The sequence below is a fragment of the Pseudomonas lalucatii genome (genome assembly GCF_018398425.1).
GTDB lineage: Bacteria > Pseudomonadota > Gammaproteobacteria > Pseudomonadales > Pseudomonadaceae > Aquipseudomonas > Aquipseudomonas lalucatii.
Window position 1 is genome coordinate 1215176 of record NZ_JADPMV010000002.1, and the last position, 14765, is coordinate 1229940.

Sequence of the window (14765 nt, forward strand, 5' to 3'; positions counted from 1 at the left end):
GGCCTCTGCGGCCCGGGCGCCATTTGGAGCGCCCGCCGCGATCGGCTAGAGTGGCGCCCTGCCCCACAGGACCCCGACCACCATGAATCCCCTGCTCGTCCTGCGCGACGCCTGGTTCTTCTTCAGTCACAACCTGCCGACCATCGCCCGCCTGTGCCTGCCGCTGGTGGTGCTCGAGGCCCTGGTCCAGCAACAGGTGAGCGCCCGGGTCGGACTCGACGCGGCGCTGCCCTACCGCCTGCTGGTCGGCCTGCTGTTCTACCCGCTGTACACCGCCGCGCTGATCCTCTTCCTCGACGCCCGCAGCCAGGGCCAGACGCCACGCCTGCGCGACCTGCTGGCCGCCGGCCTGGGCCTGTGGCCGCGCTTCGCCCTGCTGGCGGGCCTGAGCGCGCTGGCGATCATGCTCGGCGCCTCGCTGTTCATCCTCCCGGGGCTGTGGATCATGATCAAGCTGGCCTTCGCCGAGTTCCTCCTGGTGCTGCGCGGCTTCACCCCGCTGCGTGCGCTGCACGAGAGCTTCGAGCAGACCAGCGGCTACTTCTGGCCGATCCTGCTCTGCGTACTGGGGGTGATGGTGCCGCTGTGGCTGCTCGACTGGCTGCTGCAGCCGGCCGGCGCGGCGGCGGCCGAGCCGTTGTTCGGCCTGCTGCTGTACAGCCTCAACGGCTTCCTGCAGCTGTTCGCCACGGTGGCGCTGTTTCGCCTGTTCATGTTGCGCGAGACGCTGCCCGCCGAAGAGTGAAAGCCGACTAGGCTGTAGGGGCTGAACTGCAAGGAGGAGCCGCCATGGCCGACGCCAACCCCAGCATCCTGTCCCACGTATCCCTCGGCAGCAACCGCTTCGAGGAGGCCCTGGCCTTCTACGACCAGGTGCTGACGACCCTCGGCTGCCGCCGTATCCTCGCCCATCCCGGCGCCGTGGCCTATGGCCGCGACTATCCGGAGTTCTGGCTGCAGACGCCCATCGACGGCCAGCCGGCCAGCATCGGCAACGGCACCCACGTCGGTTTCTTCGCCCCCGACAAGGCCGCAGTGGACGCCTTCCATCGCGCCGCACTGGCGGCCGGTGGCCGCGACGAGGGCGCCCCCGGCCCCCGCGCCGAGTACGGGGCGCCCTACTACGGCTGCTTCGTGCGCGACCTCGATGGCCACAAGATCGAGGCCACCTTCTGGGACACGGCGCAGGAATACGAGCTGTACAGCGAGCCGGCCGAGACCCTGGACGGCGCGCCCGCCTAGGCGCTCGCCCGCCGTTAGCGCCCCGAGCCCTGGGGCTTGAGCCCCGACAGGCGCGGCAGCAGCACCCGCTCGAACAGGCGCGGGAAGAACCGCGCGAGCAGCCGTGCGCGCCAGCCGACATTCGACAGGATCAGCAGGCGCTTGCGCTTGAGCGCCCCCAGGTAGATGGCTTCGGCGACGTCCTGGGGCGAGGCCACCTTGCCCATCGCCAGGGGCGGCTGCGACGCCACCGAGCCGTCGCCGACCAGGGCGTTCTTGCGCAGGTCGGTGGCGGTGAAGCCGGGACACACCAGCATCACGTTCACCCCCGAACCCTTGAGCTCGTAGCGCAGGGTCTCGAACAGGCCGTGCAGGGCGTGCTTGCTGGCGTTGTAGGCGCTGCGGTAGAGCAGTGGGGCGAAGCCCGACAGGGAGCTGAGCACTATGACCTGGCCACCGCGGGCCAGCAGGCTGGGCAAGGCCGCCCGGGTGCAGTGCAGGGCGCCGAAATAGTTGACCGCCATGACCCGCTGGAACACCTCGAGGTCGGTCTCGGCGAAGCTGCTGCGGTGGGTGATGCCGGCGTTGTTGATCAGCACGTCGATGCCGCCGAAACGCTCGATGGCCAGGGCCACGGCGCGCTGCACCGCCTCGGCGTCGGCGACGTCGCAGCGCAGGCCCAGGGCCTCGGCGTTGTGATGGTCGTCCAGGTGCTGCACCAGGCTGTCCAGCGCGTCCTGCTGCAGGTCGAGAATCACCAGCCTGGCCCCGGCCTGGGCCAGGCGCACGGCCAGGGCGCGACCGATGCCGGCGCAGCCGCCGGTGATCAGCACCACCTTGCGATCGAATACCTTGTTGGCGAACACCTTGCGGTACATACCCTGCCCCCCGGCTTTGCTTGTTCGGCTGACTCCTGGCGCCCACTACAACCGCTTATGGCTGCCATCGCAACAGGGCGGCGTGGCGGTGCGCTTGCAGCCGCAGAAATACAGGGTCTCGCTGGTCACGGCGCGGTACTTCAGCGGGGTCAGGCCGGTGCCCTTGTGGCTGCCGTCGCAGAACGGCTGGCTCGCGCTGCGCCCGCAGCGGCACCAGAAATAGTCCTTGCCCGCCGTCACCTCGACCGCATAGGGGCCGCGTTGGGCTATCAGTGCTTCGCTCATGCCTGCTTCCTCGTGGGGGCCCGGCCGCACGGCGCCGCCCAACTCCGGTATGCTCGCGTTCCTCCAGCATAGTTCAAGGCCCCGCGGCCACGCCTGCCCATGACCCTGCCACGCCCCCTGCGCCTCGCCCTGCTCGGCCTGGCAGCCACCCTCGCCCTGTTGCTCGTCCTGCTCTACGGCCTGGCCTGGCGCCCGGCCGAGCGCGCACCGGCCACGTTCGACTGCGAGGCCGGAGCAGCGCTGCTGCAGCCGGGCCAGGCCTTGACGGTACTGACCTGGAACCTCGACGCCGAACGCCCCCCGAGCCAGGACGAGATGGTGCGCGTGCTGCGCGACGAACAGGCCGACATCGTCCTGCTGCAGGCCCTGCAGGACGGCGCCGGCGCCCAGCAGGAGCGGCTGGCCTTGCTGCGCGAGCGCCTCGGCGCGCTCTACCCCTGCGCCAGCCAGGCCTTCGTCTGGAAGACCGCCGTGCAACTGCAGCCGGCGAGTCTCGCCGGCGTCGCCCTGAAGCTGGCGACCCTCAGCCGCTACCGCATCGCCTCGGCCGAGCGCGTACAGCTGCCGCGCCGGCCGGGCAATCCGTTGCTGCAGCCGTTCGCCCCGCAGCCCGCGCTGCTGGTCAGCCAGCTGCCCCTGCGCGGCGGTGGCCGGCTGGCGGCCATCAACAGCCAGCTGGATGCCGCCGTCCCGGGGGACGATACCCTGCGTCGCCAGCTCGATGCGACCCTGGGCCTGCTCGAGCCGCTGCAGGCCGCCGGTGCGCCCTGGCTGCTCGGCGGCGACCTCGACCGCCGCCCGCCCGCCCAGGCGCGGCGCCGGGATGCGGCCGCCGGCCGCGAACTGAACCGGCTCGCCGCGCGTTACCCGATGATTGCCCGTCCCGAGTCGGCCGCTGGCGGCCTCGGCTTTCTGCTGCACAGCCCGCACCTCACCCCCCTGGACACCCAGATGAGCCCGGCGCAGGCGCACCGCCCGCGGCTCGTGCGCCTGCTGCTGCCGGCCCTCGACTAGGCGCCGGAGCGGCCCGCCAGAAGGGCCACGGTGGCCTACTTGCGCGGCTTGGCCCGCGCCGTGGGCTCGGCCACCAGCGGATCGTCCGGCCAGTAGTGCTTGGGGTAGCGGCCCTTGAGGTCCTTCTTCACCTCGGCATAGGTGCTGGCCCAGAAGCTGGCCAGGTCCTGGGTCACCTGCACCGGCCGGCGCGCCGGCGACAGCAGGTGCAGCTTGACCGGCTGCCGGCCGCCGGCCAGGCGCGGCGTCTCGGCCAGGCCGAACAGCTCCTGCAGGCGCACCGCCAGTACCGGGGGATGCTCGCCGTAGTCGATGTTGATGCGCGAGCCGGACGGCACCTGCAGGGCACGCGGGGCCAGCTCGTCGAGCCGTTGCGGCAGCGGCCAGGGCAGCAGGTTGCGCAGCAGGCCGGACAGGTCCAGGCTGGCGAAGTGACTGAGGCGGCTGACCCTGCCCAGGTAGGGCAGCAGCCAGTCCTCCAGGCTGGCCAGCAGCGCCGCGTCGGACAGGTCCGGCCAGTCGCTGTGGCCCCGCTCGGCCAGGTCGAGGTCGCGTAGCAGCCGCACCCGCGCCTGCCACTGGCGCAGCTCCGCGGTCCAGGGCAGCAACTCCAGGCCCTTGCGCCGCACCAGGCCGAGCAGGGCGCGGCTGCGCTGGGCCTCGTCCAGCTCGCTCAGGGGCTCGCGCTCGAGCACCAGTTCGCCGACCCGACGCTGGCGCTCGGCGCGCAGCACGCCCTCGCGCTCGTCCCAGTCGAGCAGCTCAAGCTCACTGACCTGCTCGGCCAGGACGCTTGCGAACAGCGCCGGGTCCAGGTCGGTCGCCAGGTAGATACGCTCCTCGCGCTGGCCCTGGCGGCTGCCGAGGTCGGCCAGCACCAGCCACTCATGCTTCATCAGTGCATCCGGCTCGGCGAACTGCGCGGCGCGGCCGTTGGCCAGGCGGTACTCGCCACCGCCGTCGCGGCGCTGGCGGGCGACACGGTCGGGATAGGCGAAGGCCAGCAGGGCGCCGAGCCAGCGCGGGTGCTCCGGGTCGGCCACCGCTTCGCTCGGCTGGCCACGCAGATAATTGCGGAACTGCCGCGCCAGCTGCCGCACGCGCTGCACCCCGCCTTGCGCACCGCGCGCGGCCTTGTGCTCGCCACTGAGCAGGGCCAGGCGGCCGTGCAGGTCGGCGCCGGCGCCGCGCAGGATGTCCCGCTCGCCCAGCAGGGCGGCGACATCGCAGGCCAACGAACCCAGGCCCAGGGCCTGGCCGCGCAGCAGCAGGTGGGCGAGGCGCGGATGGCTCGGCAGCTCGGCCATGGCCTGGCCGTGGGCGGTCAGGGCGCCGCGCTCGTCCAGGGCGCCAAGGCGTGCCAGCAGATCCCGGGCCTGGGCGTAGGCCGCCGCCGGCGGCCTATCGAGCCAGGCCAGTTCGTCCGGCGCGACACCCCAGCGGGCCAGTTGCAGGGCCAGGCCGGCCAGGTCGGCCTGGAGGATTTCCGCCGCCGAATAACTCGCCAGCTGCTCGTGCTGGGCCTCGGACCACAGGCGGTAGCACACGCCCGGCTGCAGGCGCCCGGCGCGGCCGGCGCGCTGGGTGGCGCTGGCGCGGGAGATGCGCTGGGTGTCCAGGCGGGTCATGCCGCTGCCCGGGTCGAAGCGCGGCACCCGCGCCAGGCCGGCGTCCACCACCACCCGCACGCCGTCGATGGTCAGGCTGGTCTCGGCGATATTGGTCGCCAGCACCACCTTGCGCGTACCGGCCGGGGCCGGCTCGATGGCCGCGCGCTGCGCGCCCAGCTCCAGCTCGCCGTGCAGCGGGCACAGACGGATGTCGTCGCGCCCCGCCAGGGCCTCGGCCAGCTGTTGGTGGACGCGGCGGATCTCCGCCTGCCCTGGGAGGAACACCAGCAGGCTGCCGGGCTCGTCGGCGAGCGCCTGCAGCACCGTCTGCACCACCCGCGGCTCGGGCCACTCGCCGGCCTGCCAGGGGGCGCCCCAGCGAATGTCCACCGGAAACATGCGCCCCTCGCTGCGCAGCACCGGCGCCTCGCCCAGCAGCGCCGCCAGGCGTTCGCCCTCCAGGGTCGCCGACATCAGCAGCAGCTTCAGCGCCGGCTCGCCGCTGTCGGCGTCACGCAGCATGGTGCGGCCGTTGAGGCACAGGGCCAGGGCCAGGTCGGCGTCGAGGCTGCGCTCGTGGAACTCGTCGAAAATCACCAGGCCGACGCCCTCCAGGGCCGGGTCGTCCTGCAGGCGGCGGGTGAGGATGCCCTCGGTGACCACCTCGATGCGCGTCTTCGGGCCGACCTTGCTGTCCAGGCGGATGCGGTAGCCGACGGTCTCGCCGACCCGCTCGCCCAACTCGCTGGCCAGGCGCTCGGCGGCGGCCCGGGCCGCCAGGCGGCGCGGCTCGAGCATGAGGATGCGCTGGCCGGCGAGCCAGGGCTCATCGAGCAGGGCCAGGGGCACGCGGGTGGTCTTGCCGGCACCGGGCGGCGCCTCCAGCACCGCCTCGTGGCGGCCGGCGAGGGCCTGGCGCAGATCGTCCAGCAGGGCGTCGATGGGCAGGGCAGTCATGGGCACTCCAGTTCGGGGCGGCGATTATAACGGCGAACCGCACCCCGGCCCCACGGTCCAACCCCCGCCGGCAGCTGCCGCAGCGGTATTGCCACAGCCGCCTTGCTATAGTTGCGCCACCCTCATAAGGAGATGTTCGATGCCCCTGCACACCCGCATTGTCGGCGGTGTTCTCGCCGTCACCCTGTTCACCCAGCTGAGCGCCTGCGGCACCCTGTTCTTCCCCGACCGACGCGGCCAGATCGAGGGCCGGGTCGACCCGGTGGTGGTGGCGCTGGACGCCATCGGCATCCTGTTCTACGTCATTCCCGGGCTGATCGCCTTCGGCATCGACTTCGCCACCGGCGCCATCTACCTGCCGAACGGCCAGTACTCCATGGCCCCCGAGACCCTCAAGCAGGCGCTGGACGCCGAGGGCCGCATCGACAACGCCAGGCTCAAGGCGCTGATCGAGCAGCACACCGGCCACAGCCTGCCGCTGGACGACCCACGGCTGATCCGTCACAGCGGCAGTGTCGAGCAACTGGCCAGCTACGGCCTGGTACCGGCGGTCTAAGATGCCCGGCCCGGCGGAGGCATCGTGAAGCTGACGCCGCATCACGCCCGGCTGATGCGCCTGGCCACCGCCGCGGCGCTGGCCACGGCCCTCACCCTGGCCCTGGCCAAGGCCATCGCCTGGTGGCTGAGCGGCTCGGTCAGCCTGCTCGCCGGCCTCACCGACTCGCTGCTCGACGGCGCCGCCTCGCTGCTCAACCTGCTGGCCGTGCATTACGCCCTGCGCCCGGCGGACGAGGATCACCGTTACGGCCACGGCAAGGCCGAGGCCCTGGCCGGGCTCGGCCAGGCGCTGTTCATCGCCGCCAGTTCGGTACTGGTGGCGGTACAGGGGGTCGAGCGCCTGCTCGAGCCACGACCGCTGACGGCCGAGGCCCTGGGCATCGCGGTGATGCTGCTGTCGCTGGCGCTGACCTTCGCCCTGCTGCTGTTCCAGCGTCATGTGGTGCGCCAGACCGGCTCCACCGCGATCCACGCCGACTCCCTGCACTACCGCTCCGACCTGCTGCTCAACGGCAGCATCCTGCTGGCCCTGGTCCTGGCCAGCCTCGGCTGGCCGGAGGTGGATGCGCTGTTCGCCATCGGCATCGCCTGCTACATCCTGTGGAGCGCCATCAGCATCGTCCGCGAGGCGGTGGCGGTGCTGATGGACCAGGAGCTGTCGCCGGAGATCAGCGAGCAGATGCACGCCCTGGCCTGCGGCGTGCCCGGGGTGCTCGGCGCCCACGACCTGCGCACCCGCATCTCCGGCACCCACTGGTTCGTCCAGCTGCACCTGGAGCTGCCCGGCGAGATCAGCCTGTCCCAGGCCCACGCCCTGTGCGTGCGGGTGGAGGCGGCCATCCGCCGCGAGTTCCCCCGCGCCGAGGTGCTGGTGCATGCCGACCCGTCCGAGGTGGTCGAACGCTGAGCGCCCCGCCCGCGCTTCTGCACCAGGCAAGAAAAAGGGGAGGCCTGGCGGCCTCCCCTCTGCAATGGTGTCCTGTGCTGACGATGCTGTCGTCGCTTTCGTCGCCCGCCTGGTTGGGCAGTGCGGACCCGGTTGCCGGAACGGCCCGGTAGGGCCGGCGGCGCCGGCGCACCTGATTGGGCGCGCCGGGTGGACGTGTCGTCCGGGCCGTGAAACTGAGGTAAAGATTAAGGCAACGGCAGCGGCAGCGGATTGCCAATATTGCTCACATACACATAGCTTGCGCAATTTTTAACTGCGCATGCATTATTTACCGCAATCCATAGAGAAAACTCGCGACACATGAACAGACTCGACCGCTACGACCTGAACATCCTCGCCGAACTGCAGCGCGACGCCACCCTGTCCAACCAGGACCTGGCCGAGCGCATCGGCCTGTCGCCCTCGCCCTGCTCGCGGCGGGTCAAGCAGCTGCAGGACGACGGCTATATCCAGGGCCAGGTGGCCCTGCTCGACCGCAAGCGGCTCGGCCTGACCCTCACCGCCTATGTGCTGATCGGCATGGACAAGCACACCCCGGAACGCTTCGAGCATTTCCAGGAGTCGATCCGCCAGTGCCCGGAGGTGCTGGAGTGCTGCCTGGTCACCGGGATGGATGCCGACTACCAGCTCAAGGTGGTGGTGCCGGACATGGACCACTACCAGAAATTCCTCCTCGGCACCCTGACCCGCATCGACGGGGTGTCCAGCGTGCGCTCCAGCTTCGTCCTGCAGCAGATCCTCTCCAGCACCCAGCTGCCGCTGCAGCACCTGCGCGGCTGATCGCCGCAGCCCGACCGGCGCCTGCTGCGGACCTGGCCGGGGCGGGTATAATCGCCGCCCGTCGCAACCCCAGCCCTATCCGCGAGGCGCCCATGGAAACCGAACAGTTCGAAGCCCTGATGATGTACGTACTGGTGGGCGGGCTCATGCTGTTCATGTTCTTCATCATCTGGGACCTGGCGAAGAAATCCAAAGCGGGCCGCCTGGGCACCGCCATCCTGTTCCTCGGCCTGGGCCTGTGCCTGTTCGCCTTCCTGGCCAAGCCGCTCATCACCTACGTCATCGAAGTCACGCGCGGCATCCAGGGCTGACGGCGCTCGCACCGCGGCGGCCGCACGAGCCGAGCCACGCCTATAGCTGCGCCGGCACCTCGCGCCACTGACCGGGCTGCAGGTCCTCCAGCGCCCAGGGGCCGATGCGCACCCGCACCAGGCGCAGGGTCGGCAGGCCCACCGCCGCGGTCATGCGCCGCACCTGGCGGTTGCGCCCCTCGCGGATCACCAGCTCCAGCCAGGCGGTGGGCACGCTCTTGCGAAAACGCACCGGCGGGGTGCGCGGCCACAGCTGCGGCTCGTCCAGCAAGCGCGCCTCGGCCGGCAGGGTCGGGCCGTCGTTGAGCTGCACGCCATCGCGCAACTGCTGCAACTGCGCCTCTGTCGGTTCGCCCTCCACCTGCACCCAGTAGGTCTTGGCCAGCTTGTGCCTGGGATCGGCGATGCGCGCCTGCAGCCGGCCGTCGTTGGTCAGCAGCAGCAGGCCTTCGCTGTCGCGGTCCAGGCGCCCGGCCGGATAGACGCCGGGCACCGCGACGAAGTCCTTGAGGGTGGCGCGGCCCTGGTCGTCCTGGAACTGGGTCAGCACGTCGAACGGCTTGTTCAGCAGGATCAGCCGCGGCTCGCCCGGCGGCGCCTTGGCCACCCGGCGCGGGGCAGGCTGGGCGGACGGACGGCGAGGTGCGGCGGAACGGGGCGGGCGAGGCATGGCGCTTCCAGCGGCAGTGAGCGGGAGGCGCAGTGTAACCGAGAGCCTGGAGCCATCATCAGCCGCACTGATCGAGCCGCCGCGGCCTGGCCGGACCGCTAGACTGCAGGGGTTGTCCATTTCCCCAGCGAGGCCACCTCCCATGAGCCACTCCGCATCCGTACTCGAGCGTTTCACCGGCTGGGCCGCCACCGCCCCCGGCGCCGCCCTGCAACAGCACAGCTACGATCCCGGCCCACTGGGCGCCGAAGAGGTGGAAGTGGCCGTCGAATACTGCGGCATCTGCCACTCCGACCAGTCGATGATCGACAACGAGTGGGGGATGAGCCGCTACCCCTTCATCCCCGGCCACGAGGTGGTCGGCACCATCGTGCGCCTCGGCGAGCAGGCCCGCGGCCTGAAGCTCGGCCAGCGCGTGGGCATCGGCTGGTACAAGGGCAGCTGCATGCATTGCAGCTCCTGCATCGAGGGCGCGCACCAGCTGTGCGGCACGGTGAAGCCGACCATCATCGGCAGCAACGGCGGCTTCGCCGACCGTCTGCGCAGCCACTGGGCCTGGGCCGTACCGCTGCCGGACGGCCTCGAGCCGAGCCTGGTGGGCCCGCTGTTCTGCGCCGGCTCCACGGTGTTCAGCCCGCTGCTGGAGTTCGGCGTCAAACCCACCGACCGGGTCGGCGTGGTCGGCATCGGCGGCCTCGGCCACCTGGCCCTGGGCTTTCTCAACGCCTGGGGCTGCGAGGTCACCGCCTTCACCTCCTCGCTGAGCAAGCAGGAGGAAGCCCTGCGCCTGGGCGCGCACAAGGTGGTGGCCTCCACCGACAGCGCGGCACTGGCGGCCATCGCCGGCAGCCTGGACTTCCTGCTGATCACCGCCAGCGCCGACCTCGACTGGCCGGCCCTGATCGGCACCCTGCGCGGCAAGGGCCGCCTGCACTTCGTCGGCATAGCGCCCAGCGCCATCCCGGTGCACGTGTTCAACCTGATCCCGCAACAGAAGAGCCTGTCCGGCTCGCCGGTGGGCTCGCCGGGCAACATGGCGAAGATGCTGGAGTTCTGCGCCCGCCACCAGATACTGCCGCAGGTCGAGCACTTCCCCATGAGCAAGGTCAACGACGCCATCGACCACCTGCGCGCCGGCAAGGCGCGCTACCGGGTGGTGCTGGACGCCAGCCAGTAGGTCGCGCCGGCAACGCAAAAGCCCGAGGTGCGAACCTCGGGCTTTTTTGGGCCATGCCGTCGCGGACGCTAGCGGAACGGCGGCTCGTCGAAGCTGCGCAGCTTGCGCGAGTGCAGCGAATTGAGCTGGCTGCGCAGCAGGTCGAGGGCGGCGATGCCGATATGCAGGTGCTGGGTCACCGCCCGCTCGTAGAAGGCTCCGGCCGCGCCGGGCAGCTTGATCTCGCTGTGCAGCGGCTTGTCCGAGACGCACAGCAGGGTGCCGTAGGGCACCCGCAGGCGATAGCCCTGGGCGGCGATGGTGCCGCTCTCCATGTCCACCGCCACGGCGCGGGACAGGTTGATCAGCGGCCGCTCCTGGGCCCAGCGCAGCTCCCAGTTGCGGTCGTCGTAGGTCAGCACGGTACCGGTGCGCAGGCGTTTCTTCAGCTCGTCGCCCTGCTCGCCGGTGACCTGCCGGGCCGCTTCCTGCAGCGCCTGCTGCACCTCGGCCAGGGCCGGCAGCGGAATGTTCGGCGGCAGCACCCGGTCGAGAATGCCGTCGCGGCGCATGTAGGCGTGGGCCAGCACGTAGTCGCCGATGGTCTGCGATTGGCGCAGGCCGCCGCAGTGGCCGATCATCAGCCAGCAGTGCGGGCGCAGCACCGCCAGGTGGTCGGTGATGTTCTTGGCGTTGGACGGGCCGACGCCGATGTTGACCAGGGTGATGCCGTCGCCGTCGGCGGCCTGCAGGTGGTAGGCCGGCATCTGGTAGCGGTGCCAGACCACGGTCTCGATGATCGCCTGCATCTCGCCCTCGGCCATGCCGCGCTCGATCACCACGTTGCCCGGCAGCACCATGCGCACGAAGCGCGACTCGCCCACCAGCACGTCCAGGCCGTGACGGATGAACTGGTCGACGTAGCGGTGGTAGTTGGTCAGCAGGATCCACGGCTGCACATGGCGCCAGTCGCTGCCGGTGTAATGCACCAGGCGGCGCAGGGAGAAGTCCACCCGCGCCGCGTCGAACAGCGCCAGCGGCAGCGGGTCGGTGTTCTCCCAGTCGTACAGGCCGTCGGCGGTGCCGTCGGTGGCGGCCGACAGGTCGGTGCTGGGGAACACCCGTGCCAGCTCGGCGGCGGTGACCCCTGAGCCGGCCAGCTCATCGCCCTGCTCGACCACATAGGGGTAGGGAATGTTCTGCTGGCTGGTGCCCACCTCCACCCGCACGGTGAAGTCCTGCATCAGCGGGCGCAGCTGCTCCAGCAGGTATTTGCGGAAGGCCGCCGGCTGGGTCACGGTGACGCTGTAGGTGCCGGGCACCTGGACCTTGGCAAAGGCGCGTACGCTAGCGGGGACCTCGCCCTGGCCCTGGTAGGTCAGGCGCAGCTGCGGATAGCGGAACTGGCGATGCTGCTCGGCATCGGGCTTGACCCGCGCCTTGAGATAGCCCTTGAGCGCCCGGCTCAGGGCGCCGGTGGCGTGCTCGTGCAGGGCGGCCAGGCGGTCCACCGCCTCCTCTGCATTCTGGGCGACGACGAAGTCTTCGGAACTGCTGTTCACGGTTGCGCTTCCTGGCTGAACTCAGGCCCTTATCTTGCCCGCATCGGCGCCCCTTGGCATAGCGTGGCGTGCTCAGCGCAGCAGGCGGGCGAGGTCCTCCGGCAGCGGCTGCGGGGTCAGGGCCCCGACGCGGCGGGTGCCGGGGTTGCCCAGCGGATAGAGGCCGAGCAGCGAGCCCAGGCTGCCGGGCAGGCGCAGCAGCTGCGCGGCGCACTCGGCCCAGTCGCGCTGGCGCCAGGCCCAGGCCAGCAGCCACAGGTGGCTGCGCAGGTGATCGAGAAAACGCGGCTGGCCGAGGATATGGGCGCGTTCCAGGTGCTGCAGCTCGCCGCGCACGTCACCGGCCGCGCGCTGCCGGCGGGCCAGGCGGTACTCGGCGAGGAAGGCTTGCTGACGGGTCATGGCACGATCTCCGGGATGGATGGGCCATCAGTCTGCAACCCCGGGGCGGCCCCGGGGTCAAGCGGCGCGCCCGACGACCTCAGGCCAGGTGCGGCGCGCTGCGCGCCAGCAGCGCCTGGACGTCCAGGCCGCGCGGCAGGGTGCCGTAGACCCGCCCGTCGGCGCCCAGGCGGCTGGCGATGAAGGCATCGGACACCGCCGCGTTGCCGGCCTCCAGCAGCAGCTTGGCCTGCAGCGCCAGGGCCACGCCCTCGGTGAGCTGGCGGGCGCGGTACTGGATATCCGCCTTGTCGGCGAAGTCCGCCTGCAGGCGCCGGATCTGCGCCTTGAGCCGGGCATCGCCATGACCGTCGCCCAGTTCGGTGAACAGCGCATCGAGCACCCCGGGCTCCTTGGCCAGGGCGCGCAGCACGTCCAGGCACTGCACGTTGCCCGAGCCCTCCCAAGTCGAGTTGACCGGCGCCTCGCGGTACAGCCTTGGGAGGATGCTGTCCTCGACGTAGCCGGCGCCGCCCATGCACTCGGCGGCCTCGTTGATCATCGCCGGCGCCCGCTTGCAGATCCAGTACTTGCCCACCGCGGTGACCAGGCGGGCGAACTTGGCCTCCTGCTCGTCCCCCGGATGGTCCAGGGCCCGGCCCATGCGCAGCGTCAGAGCCAGGGCCGCCTCGCTCTCCAGGGCCAGGTCGGCCAGCACGTTCTGCATCAGCGGCTGCTCGGCCAGCACCCGCCCGCCGACCTGGCGATGGGCGCAGTGGTGCGCGGCCTGGGTCAGGGCCTGGCGCATCAGCGCGCTGGAGCCGACCATGCAGTCGAAACGGGTCAGCGCCACCATCTCGATGATGCTCGGCACGCCGCGGCCCTCCTCCCCCACCATCCAGGCCAGGGCGCCGCGGTACTCCACCTCGCTGGAGGCGTTCGACCAGTTGCCCAGCTTGTTCTTCAGGCGCTGGATGTAGAACTGGTTGCGCGTGCCGTCCGGGCGGTGGCGCGGCAGCAGGAAGCAGCTCAGGCCCTGGTCGCTGTAGGCCAGGGTGAGGAAGGCATCGCACATAGGCGCCGAACAGAACCACTTGTGCCCGACCAGCTCGTAGGCCTGGCCCGGGCCGCCGGCACCGACCGGATAGGCGCGGGTGGTGTTGGCGCGCACGTCGGTGCCGCCCTGCTTCTCGGTCATGGCCATGCCGATGGTGGCCCCGCGCTTCTGCGCGAGCGGCAGGTTGCGCGGGTCGTACTGGCGGGAGAGGATCTTCGGCAGCCACTGTTCCGCCAGGTCCGGCTGCAGCCTGAGCGCCGGTACGCTGGCGAAGGTCATGGTCAGCGGGCAGCCGCTGCCGGCCTCGGCCTGGCTGTGCAGGTAGCTCATGGCCGCCCGCGCCACCTGGGCGCCGGGCCCGGGGTCGGTCCAGGGCAGGGAGGGAATGCCGTGCTCGATCGCCGCGCTCATCAGCTGGTGATAGGCCGGGTGGAACTCCACCAGGTCGATGCGGTGGCCGTAGCGGTCATGGCTCTTGAACACCGGCTTGTTCTCGTTGGCGAGGAAGCCGGCGGCCATCAGCTCGCCGCCGGCCAGGGCGCCGTAGGCGTCGATCCGCGCCTCGGCCCAGTCGCCCTGGTAGCGACGCGTCCACTCCTGCAGCGGCAGGTCGAGGCGGTAGAGGTTGGCGCCGTCCAGTGGCGGCACCTGGTTGAATACCTCGTGGGTTTCGCCGAGCGGGCGGGCTGTCATGACTGGGGCTCCTCGGCGCCGACGGCGCGCAGGCAGAAGGTGATCAGGTCCTGGCTGACCTCGTCCAGGCCCTGGGTGAGACGCCCGGCCTCGCGGGCCGCGCGGGCGGGGGGCGACAGCGGGCCGACCAGCGCTTCGGCGATGGCGCCAACCAGGCAGGCCGCGGCCAGGCCGGTATGCGCGACACGGAACTCGCCCGCGGCGACGCCCTCCTCCAGCAGCTCGACGAACAGCTCGGCATAGGCCTCGCGGTAGAGCAGGCGCTGCTCGTCGACCTGCGGGTCGACCGGCTCGGCGATCAGGGCGAAGGCCAGGCGCCGGCTGCCCCAGGCCCGGGCGGCGAACTGCCGCAGGCCGGCGGCCAGCCGCACGCTCGGGCTGCCGGTTGCGCCGAAGACCTCGGCCAGGGCCGCCACTTCCCGCTGGCTGGCGCTGGCGAACACCTCGACGGCCAGCTCGCCCTTGCCGCGGAAGTGCCGGTACAGGCTGCCGGTGGCGATGCCGACGTCCTCGGCCAGGGCCTGCATGGTCAGCGCGGCGAAACCGCCGGCACCGACACGGGCCAGGGCGCAGGCGAGAATGCGCTGGCGCAAGGCCTGGTCGCGCTCGGGGCGCAGTACGACAGGGGGCTGGGACATGGCCTGAATCCTGATTCACTTTCAGCTCAGTGAATCAGGATTCAG

Annotated in this window: 16 protein-coding genes; 8 read left to right on the forward strand and 8 right to left on the reverse strand. The window is 71.2% G+C overall.

Annotated features, from left to right (window positions below):
• Nucleotides 1–82: 82 nt before the first annotated feature.
• Both I0D00_RS19095 and I0D00_RS19100 read left to right on the forward strand, forming a co-directional pair.
• Nucleotides 83–745, forward strand: coding sequence for a hypothetical protein (locus tag I0D00_RS19095; protein WP_213641389.1), 663 nt, complete (start codon nucleotides 83–85; stop codon nucleotides 743–745).
• Between the two features lie 44 nt (nucleotides 746–789).
• Nucleotides 790–1242: a VOC family protein gene (locus I0D00_RS19100; RefSeq protein WP_213641390.1), complete on the forward strand. Its 453-nt coding sequence runs from the start codon at nucleotides 790–792 to the stop codon at nucleotides 1240–1242.
• A gap of 14 nt (nucleotides 1243–1256) precedes the next feature.
• On the opposite strand, the gene I0D00_RS19105 is transcribed toward I0D00_RS19100, so the two are convergent.
• Nucleotides 1257–2099 (reverse strand): SDR family oxidoreductase, encoded by an 843-nt coding sequence (locus tag I0D00_RS19105; RefSeq protein ID WP_213641391.1) that lies wholly within the window; start codon nucleotides 2097–2099, stop codon nucleotides 1257–1259.
• A 45-nt stretch (nucleotides 2100–2144) separates the two neighbouring features.
• Nucleotides 2145–2384 carry a CDGSH iron-sulfur domain-containing protein gene (locus I0D00_RS19110; protein WP_213641392.1) on the reverse strand — a complete coding sequence of 80 codons (240 nt, stop codon included), beginning with the start codon at nucleotides 2382–2384 and terminating at the stop codon, nucleotides 2145–2147.
• 99 nt (nucleotides 2385–2483) lie between these two features.
• On the opposite strand from I0D00_RS19110, the gene I0D00_RS19115 reads away from it, so the two are divergent.
• Nucleotides 2484–3398, forward strand: coding sequence for an endonuclease/exonuclease/phosphatase family protein (locus tag I0D00_RS19115; RefSeq protein WP_246533311.1), 915 nt, complete (start codon nucleotides 2484–2486; stop codon nucleotides 3396–3398).
• A 35-nt stretch (nucleotides 3399–3433) separates the two neighbouring features.
• Here I0D00_RS19115 and hrpB read toward each other — a convergent pair whose 3' ends face one another.
• Nucleotides 3434–5965: an ATP-dependent helicase HrpB gene (hrpB, locus tag I0D00_RS19120; RefSeq protein WP_213641393.1), complete on the reverse strand. Its 2532-nt coding sequence runs from the start codon at nucleotides 5963–5965 to the stop codon at nucleotides 3434–3436.
• A 139-nt stretch (nucleotides 5966–6104) separates the two neighbouring features.
• On the opposite strand from hrpB, the gene I0D00_RS19125 reads away from it, so the two are divergent.
• From I0D00_RS19125 to I0D00_RS19140, 4 genes are all read left to right on the forward strand, one after another.
• A complete protein-coding gene (locus I0D00_RS19125; RefSeq protein WP_213641394.1) occupies nucleotides 6105–6521 on the forward strand; it encodes a polyribonucleotide nucleotidyltransferase in 417 nt (138 codons plus the stop codon).
• Between the two features lie 54 nt (nucleotides 6522–6575).
• Nucleotides 6576–7430 (forward strand): cation diffusion facilitator family transporter, encoded by an 855-nt coding sequence (locus I0D00_RS19130; RefSeq protein WP_420850836.1) that lies wholly within the window; start codon nucleotides 6576–6578, stop codon nucleotides 7428–7430.
• A gap of 342 nt (nucleotides 7431–7772) precedes the next feature.
• Nucleotides 7773–8252, forward strand: coding sequence for an Lrp/AsnC family transcriptional regulator (locus I0D00_RS19135; RefSeq protein ID WP_213641395.1), 480 nt, complete (start codon nucleotides 7773–7775; stop codon nucleotides 8250–8252).
• Between the two features lie 92 nt (nucleotides 8253–8344).
• Nucleotides 8345–8563 carry a DUF2788 domain-containing protein gene (locus I0D00_RS19140; protein WP_213641396.1) on the forward strand — a complete coding sequence of 73 codons (219 nt, stop codon included), beginning with the start codon at nucleotides 8345–8347 and terminating at the stop codon, nucleotides 8561–8563.
• Nucleotides 8564–8603: 40 nt separating this feature from the next.
• Here I0D00_RS19140 and I0D00_RS19145 read toward each other — a convergent pair whose 3' ends face one another.
• Complete coding sequence (locus tag I0D00_RS19145) at nucleotides 8604–9170, reverse strand: pseudouridine synthase (protein WP_213641835.1); 567 nt, start codon at nucleotides 9168–9170, stop codon at nucleotides 8604–8606.
• 205 nt (nucleotides 9171–9375) lie between these two features.
• Here I0D00_RS19145 and ahr point away from each other — a divergent pair, with 205 nt between their 5' ends.
• Complete coding sequence (gene ahr / locus I0D00_RS19150) at nucleotides 9376–10410, forward strand: NADPH-dependent aldehyde reductase Ahr (protein ID WP_213641397.1); 1035 nt, start codon at nucleotides 9376–9378, stop codon at nucleotides 10408–10410.
• Between the two features lie 68 nt (nucleotides 10411–10478).
• On the opposite strand, the gene amn is transcribed toward ahr, so the two are convergent.
• The 4 genes from amn to I0D00_RS19170 all read right to left on the reverse strand — a co-directional run bounded on the left by amn (nucleotide 10479) and on the right by I0D00_RS19170 (nucleotide 14720).
• Entirely contained in the window at nucleotides 10479–11951 is a 1473-nt protein-coding gene (gene amn, locus I0D00_RS19155) for an AMP nucleosidase (protein WP_213641398.1), read from the reverse strand.
• A 72-nt stretch (nucleotides 11952–12023) separates the two neighbouring features.
• Nucleotides 12024–12353, reverse strand: a complete 330-nt coding sequence (locus I0D00_RS19160) for a DUF3703 domain-containing protein (RefSeq protein ID WP_213641399.1) — start codon at nucleotides 12351–12353, stop codon at nucleotides 12024–12026.
• Between the two features lie 79 nt (nucleotides 12354–12432).
• Nucleotides 12433–14082, reverse strand: a complete 1650-nt coding sequence (locus tag I0D00_RS19165) for an acyl-CoA dehydrogenase family protein (protein ID WP_213641400.1) — start codon at nucleotides 14080–14082, stop codon at nucleotides 12433–12435.
• Entirely contained in the window at nucleotides 14079–14720 is a 642-nt protein-coding gene (locus I0D00_RS19170; RefSeq protein ID WP_213641401.1) for a TetR/AcrR family transcriptional regulator, read from the reverse strand. Before I0D00_RS19170 ends, I0D00_RS19165 begins: the two co-directional genes overlap by 4 nt.
• Nucleotides 14721–14765 lie beyond the last annotated feature (45 nt).

What these genes read in the sequence shown, in the direction of transcription:
- I0D00_RS19095 (WP_213641389.1), top strand. Translation starts at nt 83, where the DNA reads ATGAATCCCCTGCTCGTCCTGCGCGACGCCTGGTTCTTCTTCAGTCAC.
- I0D00_RS19100 (WP_213641390.1), top strand. Translation starts at nt 790, where the DNA reads ATGGCCGACGCCAACCCCAGCATCCTGTCCCACGTATCCCTCGGCAGC.
- I0D00_RS19105 (WP_213641391.1), bottom strand. Translation starts at nt 2,099, where the DNA reads ATGTACCGCAAGGTGTTCGCCAACAAGGTATTCGATCGCAAGGTGGTG.
- I0D00_RS19110 (WP_213641392.1), bottom strand. Translation starts at nt 2,384, where the DNA reads ATGAGCGAAGCACTGATAGCCCAACGCGGCCCCTATGCGGTCGAGGTG.
- I0D00_RS19115 (WP_246533311.1), top strand. Translation starts at nt 2,484, where the DNA reads ATGACCCTGCCACGCCCCCTGCGCCTCGCCCTGCTCGGCCTGGCAGCC.
- hrpB (WP_213641393.1), bottom strand. Translation starts at nt 5,965, where the DNA reads ATGACTGCCCTGCCCATCGACGCCCTGCTGGACGATCTGCGCCAGGCC.
- I0D00_RS19125 (WP_213641394.1), top strand. Translation starts at nt 6,105, where the DNA reads ATGCCCCTGCACACCCGCATTGTCGGCGGTGTTCTCGCCGTCACCCTG.
- I0D00_RS19130 (WP_420850836.1), top strand. Translation starts at nt 6,576, where the DNA reads ATGCGCCTGGCCACCGCCGCGGCGCTGGCCACGGCCCTCACCCTGGCC.
- I0D00_RS19135 (WP_213641395.1), top strand. Translation starts at nt 7,773, where the DNA reads ATGAACAGACTCGACCGCTACGACCTGAACATCCTCGCCGAACTGCAG.
- I0D00_RS19140 (WP_213641396.1), top strand. Translation starts at nt 8,345, where the DNA reads ATGGAAACCGAACAGTTCGAAGCCCTGATGATGTACGTACTGGTGGGC.
- ahr (WP_213641397.1), top strand. Translation starts at nt 9,376, where the DNA reads ATGAGCCACTCCGCATCCGTACTCGAGCGTTTCACCGGCTGGGCCGCC.
- I0D00_RS19160 (WP_213641399.1), bottom strand. Translation starts at nt 12,353, where the DNA reads ATGACCCGTCAGCAAGCCTTCCTCGCCGAGTACCGCCTGGCCCGCCGG.
- I0D00_RS19165 (WP_213641400.1), bottom strand. Translation starts at nt 14,082, where the DNA reads ATGACAGCCCGCCCGCTCGGCGAAACCCACGAGGTATTCAACCAGGTG.
- I0D00_RS19170 (WP_213641401.1), bottom strand. Translation starts at nt 14,720, where the DNA reads ATGTCCCAGCCCCCTGTCGTACTGCGCCCCGAGCGCGACCAGGCCTTG.